General features: G+C 35.8%; 13 protein-coding genes. All 13 read left to right on the top strand.

Going from position 1 to position 11,097, the window contains the following annotated elements; genetic code table 11:
• The first annotated feature begins 161 nt into the window (after window positions 1-161).
• On the top strand, window positions 162-1,055 hold the full coding sequence (locus NBH15_RS28220; protein ID WP_250824123.1) for a polysaccharide biosynthesis protein: 894 nt from the start codon (window positions 162-164) through the stop codon (window positions 1,053-1,055).
• 4 nt (window positions 1,056-1,059) lie between these two features.
• Window positions 1,060-1,764 (top strand): glycosyltransferase family 25 protein, encoded by a 705-nt coding sequence (locus NBH15_RS28215; RefSeq protein WP_244050980.1) that lies wholly within the window; start codon window positions 1,060-1,062, stop codon window positions 1,762-1,764.
• Window positions 1,765-1,776: 12 nt separating this feature from the next.
• Window positions 1,777-2,856 carry an EpsG family protein gene (locus NBH15_RS28210; protein WP_244050981.1) on the top strand — a complete coding sequence of 360 codons (1,080 nt, stop codon included), beginning with the start codon at window positions 1,777-1,779 and terminating at the stop codon, window positions 2,854-2,856.
• A 1-nt stretch (window position 2,857) separates the two neighbouring features.
• Window positions 2,858-3,670, top strand: coding sequence for a glycosyltransferase family 2 protein (locus NBH15_RS28205; protein ID WP_158579708.1), 813 nt, complete (start codon window positions 2,858-2,860; stop codon window positions 3,668-3,670).
• Window positions 3,671-3,697: 27 nt separating this feature from the next.
• On the top strand, window positions 3,698-4,048 hold the full coding sequence (locus NBH15_RS28200) for an LbetaH domain-containing protein (RefSeq protein ID WP_233567592.1): 351 nt from the start codon (window positions 3,698-3,700) through the stop codon (window positions 4,046-4,048).
• A 4-nt stretch (window positions 4,049-4,052) separates the two neighbouring features.
• Entirely contained in the window at window positions 4,053-4,211 is a 159-nt protein-coding gene (locus tag NBH15_RS28195) for a hypothetical protein (RefSeq protein ID WP_233567593.1), read from the top strand.
• Window positions 4,204-5,355, top strand: coding sequence for a glycosyltransferase family 4 protein (locus NBH15_RS28190; protein ID WP_244050982.1), 1,152 nt, complete (start codon window positions 4,204-4,206; stop codon window positions 5,353-5,355). Before NBH15_RS28195 ends, NBH15_RS28190 begins: the two co-directional genes overlap by 8 nt.
• A 7-nt stretch (window positions 5,356-5,362) precedes the next feature.
• The gene (locus NBH15_RS28185; RefSeq protein WP_128135681.1) at window positions 5,363-5,971 is read left to right on the top strand and encodes a sugar transferase; all 609 of its coding nucleotides are present in this window, start codon (window positions 5,363-5,365) and stop codon (window positions 5,969-5,971) included.
• A gap of 23 nt (window positions 5,972-5,994) precedes the next feature.
• Window positions 5,995-6,759 (top strand): MBL fold metallo-hydrolase, encoded by a 765-nt coding sequence (locus tag NBH15_RS28180; RefSeq protein ID WP_128135682.1) that lies wholly within the window; start codon window positions 5,995-5,997, stop codon window positions 6,757-6,759.
• Between the two features lie 31 nt (window positions 6,760-6,790).
• A complete protein-coding gene (locus tag NBH15_RS28175) occupies window positions 6,791-8,083 on the top strand; it encodes an ATP-binding protein (RefSeq protein WP_075317125.1) in 1,293 nt (430 codons plus the stop codon).
• A 5-nt stretch (window positions 8,084-8,088) separates the two neighbouring features.
• Window positions 8,089-8,862: an SDR family NAD(P)-dependent oxidoreductase gene (locus NBH15_RS28170; RefSeq protein WP_128135684.1), complete on the top strand. Its 774-nt coding sequence runs from the start codon at window positions 8,089-8,091 to the stop codon at window positions 8,860-8,862.
• Window positions 8,863-8,866: 4 nt separating this feature from the next.
• Window positions 8,867-9,694, top strand: coding sequence for a LicD family protein (locus NBH15_RS28165; protein ID WP_250824122.1), 828 nt, complete (start codon window positions 8,867-8,869; stop codon window positions 9,692-9,694).
• 85 nt (window positions 9,695-9,779) lie between these two features.
• Window positions 9,780-10,916, top strand: coding sequence for a DegT/DnrJ/EryC1/StrS family aminotransferase (locus tag NBH15_RS28160; protein WP_128135686.1), 1,137 nt, complete (start codon window positions 9,780-9,782; stop codon window positions 10,914-10,916).
• The last annotated feature ends 181 nt before the right edge of the window (window positions 10,917-11,097 follow it).

The raw sequence follows: 11,097 nt of genomic DNA, 5'->3' as shown, positions 1-11,097 counted from the left end.
GTCTAAAGTAAGAGCTACCAAAGGGCTGTTGGTACACTCCTTTGGAAAATTGGCAATTGCTCTACTTTCTTATGTTAATTTTTAATCTTTGAATCAGGTCGCCAACTCCTGATTCGCATTATTCATATTTTACAGCCCTATTGATTGGTGCAGGTAAAATAATGGAATCCAACAAAGTAATTGTATATGGAAATATGCTAAAGATATTCATAGCTTTCCTCTTATTAATGTTAGATTGTGGATTATTGGGCTTAGTTATTGCAAATTTATTTGCAGTATTTTTAACAAGGCTCTTAGCAAATCAATATTACTTCACTCAAGATTTAAAACAAAGTATTTCAAACTATAATATTACTAGAGAAAAGAAACGAGAACTGTTTAATGTAATTTGGTATAATTCTAAAAAACTAGGTTTTTGCGCACTGTCAGGCTATCTAACTCAAGGAGCTACTATGATGTTGGCTGGGATATATTTATCTTTAAATGAAGTTGGTACATTTGGCTTAATGTCACAAATATTATTTCTCATTCAAAGTATATCTGGTATTATGTTTTCAATTTATCAACCTCGCTTAGCTTCTTTGAGAGTAATGAATAAAAAAGAGCAATTATTATCTGAAGCAGCCTTCGTTATGTTTTTATTTAATATCTTGTATATTATAGGTATCATTCTTTTTCTTTTACTTGGAGATTTTATTTTATCATTAATTGGATCTCAAACATCACTTCCTTCTCTACCATTGCTTATTTTTGCTGCAATTATCTGGCTGTTAGATGGGAATTGTTGGAATATGTGTCAAATTACGGCAACGAAAAATGAATTTCCTTTCGTTAAAAGTGTGTTACTGACAGCCATTGCAATATCATTATTTTGTTATATCAATATTGCATGGTTGAAATTAGGGATCATAGGTATCCTCATAGCAAAAAGCCTCCCTCAATTTGTACATAATGACTGGTACTGGCCCTTATATACGATAAAAGGATTAGGTGTTTCAACTAAAACGTTTATTTATGTAGGATTTAAAGAACTTCAAAGAAAAATCACTTTATAGGAATATGAAAACTTTCGTTATTAATTTGCAGCGGGCGGTTGAAAGAAAAAAACATATGCAAAAGCAGTTAAATAGATTCTCTTTTTTAGATGTAGAGTTTATCGATGCTATTGATGGTAAACAATTTAGTACAGATGAAGCAAAATCTCTTTTTGATTATGATACATTTTATAAATTATATGGAAGAAGCCCTTTGCTTGCCGAGATTGGATGTACCCTTAGTCATATAAAATCTTATAAAAAGCTTATAGATAGTAACGAAAAAGCTGCACTTATCTTAGAAGATGATGCTTGCCTTTCTAATCAATTAAATATAATTGAAGAATTAGAAATTGATGAAACACCTCAGTTGATATTATTAACACCAAGATTTTCCTATTCTTTTAGGATAAAAAAAATAGATGCAGACTTTAGTTTGAATAAACTATATTTTGGAGCCTATACTGCTGGATATATCATTAACAAGGCAGCTGCAAAATTAATTTGTGGCCTTGCACATAAACCTTATTGGGTTGCAGATGATTGGCTTCTTATGAAAAAGCACTTTAATTTATATGGAATAGTACCGGCACTGGTATATTGGGATGAAGGCCTAGAGACACAAATACAAACAGGTGAGAAAAAGTCTACTAACATTGTGAGACTCTTACTATCTCCAGTAGCTTTATCTCACAAGATCTTAAAAATAATAGGACATTATAGTAAGTAGAGAACATTTAACATGTTTGAAGCAACTACACAAGCTCTGATATATCGAATTTTATTAGCGACAGCTGTTATTTTTACTGCAATATATTTATTGTTACGACAAAAATATATTTCCAATAAATTTATAGCAGATTTCGGGATGTTTTCATTATTACTATTTTGCATATTCTTTATTGGATATAGGGAATGGTGGAATGAAGATGTTTTTGTAGATTCTGTGCGATATGGTGGATTTTATATAGAATATTTAGCTGGGAAAATCATTGATAGTGAAGAAGCCAGAGACATTGGATTTGAAATTATGACACAGACATGTGCTAATTTAGGTTTATCAATAGATTTATATTTTCTGATATGTGCATTTCTATATGTCTTTCCATTGTATTTAGTTTCATATAAATTATCCCAGAATAATTTTATAGTATTTTTCATGATGCTAATAACTGCAATGTCATTTTATGGATATGGTGTGAATGGCATACGTAATGGAATAGCTACATCTTTATTATTATTAGCTATGGTCAATTATAAGAGAACATTATATGCTTTAATTCTTAGTGTTATAGCTATATCTTTTCATAAATCCGTAGTTTTACCTTTTTTGTCATTAATATGTGTATCATGCTATACAAATGTGCGCTTTTATCTGAAAATCTGGTTGATGGCAATTCCACTCAGCTTTGTAATAAATAAGTTATTTACTGACATATTATTAAGTATATCTTTTATTGCTGATAGAGCAGAAGAATATTTAACAGGAGAAGCAGACAGTTCCGTATTTTCCTCCACCGGATTTCGCATAGATTTTTTATTATATAGTTCAGTTCCGATATTAATAGGTTATTATTTTATATTAAGAAAGTCTTTTACGAATAAATTGTATGAAATACTGTTATGTAGTTATATGCTCTCTAATTCAGTATGGATATTACTTAATCAAGTACCCTTTTCTAATAGATTTGCATATTTATCATGGTTTATAATGCCTGTTTTAATAATATATCCATTTATTTCAGTTGAATGGTTACCATATCGATATTCTAAAATCTCATTAATAATATTTCTTCATTTCGCTTTTACTCTATGTGTATAATATGGAAGCTTCACCTTTAATTAGTATTTTAATGCCGGTTTATAACGGCATTCCTCAGATGGAGATCTCTATAAAATCATTATTATGGCAAACATATACAAACTGGGAATGTATCATAATTAATGATGGTTCTACAGATGAGACCAAGCAATATTTAGAAAAAATAGAAGACTCTCGTTTTAAAGTTTTTCATTTAAAACAAAATAAAGGCCGAGGATATGCCCGCCAAGAAGCACTAATAAAAGCTACAGGTAAATATATAGCATACCTCGATGCAGATGATTGGTATGATCCAAATAAATTATACAAGCAAGTGTCTTTTTTAGAAGCTCATAAAAATGTTTCTTTGGTCTCATGCGGAATACTTTCATATGGTATAAAATGTGGAATAACTAGAGTTAGAGGCAAAGGAGATAATTCAATCCAGCTATTTTCTATTGATAATTGTTCTATCATGTGTGCAGCTTCGATGATCCGGCGCGAAGCTACTGAAGGTATTAATTATAATATAACTTTAAATTCTGGAGAAGATATAGATTTCTTTTCTAGATGCTTAAAAGGAAGAAAATATTCAGCATTAAATGAAGTCTTATATTATTATTCTGAATTTGATTCAATGTCACTTAGGAAAATGCAAAAAAGTAGTAAGGATATTTTTTTGCGAGAGAAAAACATTAAAAATCTATTCAGATTAATATACTATTATTCTGTTGCACCCCTCATTGGCATAAATGCCGTTGTATCTATGAGAGGAGAAGAAACAACTATAAAAGAGAGGATGAAATATGAACAGCTGATGGGAGAATTGTATTGACAATAAAAGCTATGAACCTATGAACCTATGAACAGACAGACACCTTTCTCTTTCAATAATAAAGTTGGGAAATATTTATTATCCATTATTCAGCATTACAATCATAAGAAATATTGGAAAAGAAGAAGTATTGTTGTTGATCCCAATAACAATACACCTTTCCTTCTAAAGTTGTATTATCTATATTATATAAAGAAAACAGATGCCTATCATAATTGCTCGTTCGGGACTAATCTGAATGCTGGCACGATTTTTGATTCCCCTCCCAACTTGCCCCATGGTCCAAATGGTATAATTGTTGGGCATGATTTGCATATTGGAAGTAACTGTACAATATATCAGCAAGTAACTATTGCTCATGGGGGGGATTGGCGATAATGTTATGTTAGGAGCAGGTAGCAAGGTCTTAGCAGGTATAAATATAGGGAATAATGTAAAAGTTGGTGCCAATTGTGTTGTTGTAGAAGATATTCCTGATAATGCGACTGTAGTCTTACCCAAACCAAGAACGATTTTAACACATAATACACATTATGAGTAAGAAAAAATTTTGTATTATAACGACCATTCCAGGTTCTTTAAAATTCTTCAAAGGACAGTTGAATTATATCAGTAATACATTTGATGTGGTAGCAATCTCTTCCGAGAAAGAAAAATTAATTGAGTTTGGAAAAAAAGAGGATATAGCTATTCACTATATACCAATGAAAAGAAACATTTCTTTATTGGATGATTGTAAAAGCCTATTTCAATTTATCAACTATTTTAAGAGGGAATGTCCAGATATAGTTCATGGGAATACTCCAAAAGGTGCTTTCTTATCAATGTTAGCAGCTAAACTGACTGGGATTTCAATAAGAATCTACATGTGTCATGGACTGCGTTATCAAGGCTCACAAGGGGGAATGAAGGTATTATTAAAATTGATGGAAAAACTTACATGTTTATGTGCTACAAGGATATTATGTGTTAGTGCAGGTGTAAAAAAAACTCTTATTAAAGACAGTATTTGTAAGCAACATAAATTGAATGTGGTATTTAATGGTAGTGCTAACGGTATTGATACATCATACTATAACCGTGAAAAACTCCCAGACTTAAATATATGGAAAACGAAACTTGGTATAAATGACAACGACTTCGTGTATTGTTATGCGGGACGCATTGTGAAGGACAAGGGAATCAATGAATTAGTCAATGCATTTGATAGATTACAACAGATATTACAAGAAAAAATTCATCTTATTATTGTTGGACGTCTAGAGAATAATTTAAATCCAATTTCAAAAGAAACAGAAGAAAAAATTAAAAATAATACCCATATTCATATGGTAGGACTCAAATCTGATGTTCGTTCCTTTATGGCCATCTCAAACGTTCTCGTATTACCTTCTTATCGTGAAGGTTTCGGTCAGGTTTTGGTAGAAGCATGTTCTTTAGGAGTTCCTTGCATTACCACTGACATTACTGGATGTAATGAAATCATTCAAGATGGAATTAATGGTAAGATAATTCCTCCTCGTGATGAAAATGCTCTTTATAAAATGATGAAATGGTTTTATGATTATCGAGATGATAAAGTTAAGATAATGGCAAGCAATGCTCGGCCAACAATTGTAAAACGTTACGAACAATATAAAGTGTGGAATGCCTTATTAAGCGAATACCAATCCTTATTCTCATAGTAAGTTCATGTATATTCATTTTCTAAAGCGGATAATCGATTTTTCCATTGTTTTTTGTGTTCTATTTGTAATTTGGCCTATTCTCTTACTAATAACAATTTGGCTTCATTTTGCCAATAAGGGTACAGGAGCTTTCTTTACACAGGAACGCCCGGGTAAAAACGGAAAAATATTCAAGGTTATCAAATTTAAGACGATGACGGATGAACGGGATGCAGACGGTAACCTGTTGCCCGATGCAGACCGGTTGACAAAAGTAGGGCGATTGGTCCGCTCAACTTCCATTGATGAACTCCCACAATTGATCAATGTCTTGAAAGGGGATATGGCTTTGATAGGCCCGCGTCCGTTGTTACCTCAATATTTGCCTCTGTATAGTAAAGAGCAAGCTCGTAGGCATGAAGTTCGTCCAGGAATAACAGGCTGGGCTCAGGTGAACGGACGTAATGCCATCAGTTGGACGAAGAAATTCGAATTGGATGTGTGGTATGTAGACCATTGCTCTTTCCTCTTGGACGTGAAAATTATTGTCTTGACGATAAAGAAAGTTTTTGCGCGTGAAGGAATCAGTTCTGATACTTCGGCAACAATGGAAAAATTTACAGGAAACAACTAATCTAAGAATCCAAGTTCAACAATATGGATTTTCTTGAAAAATTAAATAATGCCTCAAGAGGTGTTACTCACCTCTTCAGCATGGGACAAGCTGGCTATATAATCAAAAATAAGCAAGGAGAAACACTGGGTATTGACTTATATCTCACCGAATGCGTAGAACCTGTAGAAGGGCATGACGGATACCATCGTCTTTTACCCCAAATAGTAAATGCAAAAGATTTAAAGCTTGATATAATAATTGCCACTCATTTTCATCGTGATCATTTCGATATTGATGCCATGTTTGACTTAATGGCTAATGGGAAAACCCATCTGTTTTGTGCTTGTGATTGTAGAAAAGATGTAAAACAACTTGGAATCGATGAGAGACGGGTAACATATGTAAAGCCCGGCGATCATTATGTTGCCGGCAATTTTGATATCCATTTTATACATAGTGATCACGGAGAAGGCGCCCCCGAAGAAGTTGGCATTCTACTTACGGTCGATGGAAAAAATATTCTGGAAGTAGGAGATACCAGCTTACACTTAGATTGGAAAGAAGAGTATTTGAGTGCTGGTCCTATTGATGTTTTAATAGCCCCTATTAATGGCGCATACGGAAACCTTAATGAGCAAGAAGCTACAGAATTAGCAAAGTGTCTCCAGCCCGGGATTACCATACCTTCACACTTTGGAATGTTCCCTTCTCATGGTGGCAATAGTGGTTTATTCATTGAAAAAATGCGTAATGAAAAACTTCCATATAAGATTTTAACAATGGGAGAAGATTGGAATATAGAATAAGAATAAATGATAACATAAAATTTTGATAAATATGAAAAAGGAATTTGAGGGGAAAAAATTATTGATTTTAGGTGGAAACCCCGAAACAAGTGCATTGGTTCGTGTTGCCAATGAAATGGGAGTGAAGTGTATTGTAGCAAGTGGTCGTCATACGGACGATGCCAAGAAATATGCTTGGAAAGCATCTGACATAGATGGTATGGATGTTCCGGGATTAATCGCTCTTGCACGCGAAGAACAGGTAGATGGAGTACTTGTTGGAGTAGCTGATATTCTGGTTCCTTCTTATTGTAAAGTATGCGAAGCATTGGATCTTCCATGCTATGCGACTCAACGCATTGTCGATGTATTCTCATATAAGGATGTCTTTAAAGCGACCTGCGAAAGTTATGGTATCCATGGTATTCCAGAATATTATCTTGATGCAGAGATGAAGCCATCCGACATTGCTAAGATTAAATACCCGGTAATGGTTAAGCCTGTTGATAACGGCGGGGGAGTAGGTATGACCGTTGTATATAAAGAAGAAGAACTGAAGGAGGCTGTAGATAAGGCACTTGCTGCAAGTCCCAACAAACGTTTTATTGTAGAACGATATATGGAAGGGGTCGAAGATATGGGTATGTATTACACCTTCAAAGATGGTTACTGTTCAGCATCCTGTATTTATGACCGTTACACTACGGATGAGCAAAGAGGCAAAAGCCGTGTGTGCCTTGGTGGTACTTATCCTTCAAAACATATGGATGAATATATGAAGCGTATGCACTTTAATGCAGTGCGTATGTTCAAAGAAATAGGGATCAAAAATGGTATTCTTATGCTTTCCGGTTTCTATGAAAATGGTGAGTTTTATGTATATGACACCGGATTTCGCTTGCAAGGTGAAGCACCGCACCTCCTACTCCAAAAAATATACGGATATGATCAACGTGAGATGCTAATACGTTTTGCTCTTACAGGTAACGAAGGTGAAAGTGTCAATCTGTATAAAGAAGATCCTTACATGAAAGGGAAATGGGCTGCTACAGTATGGTTCTTACTAAGGAAAGGTAGAATAACCAAAGTCGAAGGCTTTGAAGACATAGAAAAAGATTCACGTGTTGTGGCCAACGTTGTTCGTTTAGCAGAAGGTGATGAAGTTCCACAAGAGTGGATTGGCAATGAAAAGCAGGTATTAACACGTCTCTATCTTGTATGTGATACTAAAGAAGAACTGGCTACAGCCATCCAAGAATATCAGGATAAGGTAAAAGTCTATGACGAGGCTGGTAATAACATGCTATTAAAAGGATTTGACGTTAAAAAGGCCTTAAAATTATAAATGGTATGAGCGAGAAAAAATTATTAGGTAAAGTCATCGTTATCTCCGGAGGAACTAAAGGAGTTGGTCGTGCAGCGGCCGAAGAATTTGCACGCCAAGGAGCTAAAGTTGTAATTGGCGGTCGCGACGAAGAATCTGCTCTTAAATCAATCAGATTAATGCGTACCTATGGAACAGATGGTTTATTTGTACATACTGATCTAGAAAATGTAGAAGACTGCAAAAAATTAATGGACGAAGCCTACCACAAATTCGGGAAAATTGACGGTTTTTTCAACTATGCAGGTATAACTCCTGTATCACCCCTAGACACATGCGATGAATACACTTTCGACAAAGTGATGGATATCAATTTCAAATCTTGTTTCTTCTGCTGTCAGCAAGCCATTAAATATATGCGTATGAATGGTGGTGGTTCTATTGTTTTGACTGGTTCGGCCCATGCGTGGGGTGGCGAAAAGGATAGAGCTGCGTATGCTTGTTCCAAAGGAGTTCTTCGTATTTTGATGGAACATATTTCCCATCAGTATTCAAGAGAACATATCCGATGCAATTATCTGACGCTCGGTTGGACACCGACTGAAGGTGAGGTTGCATTAAGAATATCACAAGGAGAAACTGAAACACATCTTCGTGAACGTGCCGGAGCTTATTTGCCAATGGGTAGGATGTGTGAAAAAACGGATTATTTGGATGGGTTAGTCTATATGATGTCCGATGGCTCGAGTATGATGACAGGCAGTACATTTAGAATAACAGCAGGAGAATATATTGGATAATTATATGTCAAATTATTTAGAACGAAGTAAGGTCTATAAGGGTTATCATTATTCTATTTTAAAGCCTGAAATGTTGGAATATCTTCATAGCAGGACTTTAGAAATGATGAAGGTTGTATTACCTATTTTTGATCATTACAAAATACGGTATGCATTAGTTGGTGGTACTTTGTTGGGAGGAGTAACAAGAGGGAAGTTCATACCGTGGGATGATGATTTTGATGTTGCTGTCTTTGAAGAAGATTACGATAAAATGGTAGAGGTTTTGCTGAAGGAATTACCTGATGGAATGATTCTTCAATGTAATAAGACTGAACCAAAATACTATTTGGATTGGGTGAAGATACGAGATCAATATTCAGAAGTACTTCCGGGAGTTCCATTATATAAGGAAAATGGAGTGTGGATTGATTTATATAAACTTAGAAAAGTTAGAAAAAGTAAAGCTGCGTATATCATTCAGAAAGGGCATCTTGACTATGTGAAGAGGAGGTATAAGCTTGGAGGATTGACTACGGAAGAATATAGCGAACGACTTAAGAAAGGAATGATACGGCAAAAGACTTTTGTTGAGTGGGTTAAATCGCTTTTTTCATTAAAAAAAGGAAACATTTATATCATTTGGTCTGCATCAAAAGTTCTTGTAGAAGAACAATGGGTTTTACCGTTAAAACAATATATGTTGGAAGGTGTTCAGATGACAAGTTTTGGGAGAGCAGAAGAGTATCTTTTGCAACACTATGGAGAAAATTATAAGGAATGGCCTAGGGAAGACTTACGGAGAGTTGGCATAACGAAAGTTTTCTTTAAAAAGAATGCTGATAAATTATAATAAACTTAGATTCATTTATCAGCAGGTTTTTGATTGTTGTTTGTCACAGCAATTGGGATTGTATCTTTTAATCACAGTATAAATTATGAATAAGCGAATTTACCTTTCTCTCGCCCACATGTCCGGTCGTGAGCAAGACTTCATAAAAGAAGCATTCGACACCAACTGGGTTGTCCCTTTAGGCCCCAATGTAAATGCATTTGAAAAAGAGTTGGCGGACTATCTTAAAGAAGACCGGCATGTGGTCGCATTGTCTGCCGGTACAGCCGCACTCCACCTGGGTCTTATCGAATTAGGTGCGCAAACAGGTGACGAAGTCATCTGCCAGTCCTTTACTTTTGCCGCTTCAGCCAATCCGATAGCATACCAGTCAGCGACTCCAGTCTATGTAGATAGTGAACAGGATACCTGGAATATGAGTCCCTTATTTTTGGAAGAAGCGATCAAAGACCGTTTGCGTAAAACAGGAAAACTCCCGAAAGCTATTATCCCGGTTCATTTATACGGAATGCCTGCAAAGATGGATGAAATTATGGCTATTGCTTCTCGGTATGGAATACCCGTTTTGGAAGATGCAGCAGAAGCTTTGGGTTCAGAGTATAGAGGACGGAAATGTGGTACCTTCGGAGAATTTGCCGCTTTATCATTCAATGGAAATAAGATGATTACGACTTCCGGAGGCGGTGCTTTGGTTTGCCGGACGGAAGAACAGGCCAAACGGACTATGTTTTATGCTACCCAAGCCAGGGAAAATGCTCCGCATTACCAACATGAATGTATCGGATATAACTATCGAATGAGTAATATTTGTGCGGGTATCGGTAGGGGACAGATGTTTGTATTGGATGAACATATTGCACGACGCAGGGCAATACACCGGTTGTATACGGAGTTGCTGAAGGATATGCCGGGTATCGAGGTACAACAGAATCCTTCGGAAGATTTCAATTCGAACTTCTGGTTGACTTGTATTTTGGTAGATCCGGAAAAGGCTGGGTTTAATCGTGAGGGTGTCCGGCTACATCTGGCAGATGAAAATATAGAAACACGCCCTTTGTGGAAACCGATGCATTTGCAACCGGTGTTTAAGCAATCACCTTTTTATGGGGATGGGACTTCGGAAAGATTGTTTGATAAAGGGCTTTGTCTGCCTTCTGGTCCGACACTGACGGATGATGATATTTGCAGGGTGGTGGATGAGATAAAGAGTTTAGCAAAATAAGCAATTGGGGGGGTATAGCACGCAAACAACATGATGTATTTTGATTGGTTTTCATGTCGTTTGCGTGCCGGGAAGACACCGTCAGATCCATCTGTATTCCCATTCGGCATCAAAACAAGGACATGCCTTGGGTGCATGTGGGGTGAGGCGGTTATGGCCGGTGATGAGGGCTTGCGGGTAG

The sequence above is a fragment of the Parabacteroides caeci genome, from assembly GCF_023656795.1.
GTDB classification, from domain to species: Bacteria; Bacteroidota; Bacteroidia; order Bacteroidales; family Tannerellaceae; genus Parabacteroides; species Parabacteroides segnis.
This window is presented reverse-complemented; position numbering and strand designations above follow the sequence as displayed.